Genomic DNA, 395 nt, shown 5'->3' on the forward strand with positions numbered 1-395 from the left:
AAAGTCGATCGCGAGGATCACGACGACCCGGTTGACGCGATCGTGCTCACCGCCCGCGACGCTTCGCCGATGCGCGTGTACACGAAGGAAGCAAAGCACTTCGTTTCGCACCCGCATTGGGCAGCGTATTGGCTCCTCGCGCACGCGATGGTCGGAAACGCCGAGGCGCTCTCCGATGCGCTCGAACGCGTCGAGGCGATCGACAATCCGGTAATTGTCGAGTTGCGAACGACATTGAAGAAGAAGGGCAGGTTCGAAGCCTTGCTCGAGAAACACCGGCCCGAGCTGAGCTCGCGCGACCTCGAGTCGATTCGAAGACGAGCGCGCGCCGTAGGTTGAGACGCGGGGTGTGCCGCCTCCTCTCTCGAGGTCGCTCGGCTGCATGACCTTCTCGG

General features: G+C 62.8%; 1 protein-coding gene. It reads left to right on the forward strand.

Going from position 1 to position 395, the window contains the following annotated elements:
- On the forward strand, positions 1-339 hold a 339-nt coding region (locus HUA76_RS44855), incomplete at its 5' end, for a hypothetical protein (protein WP_174464435.1).
- Between the last annotated feature and the right edge of the window lie 56 nt (positions 340-395).

Origin of the sequence: Myxococcus sp. CA056, assembly GCF_013336715.1 — a bacterium.
Lineage (GTDB): Bacteria > Myxococcota > Myxococcia > Myxococcales > Myxococcaceae > Myxococcus > Myxococcus llanfairpwllgwyngyllgogerychwyrndrobwllllantysiliogogogochensis.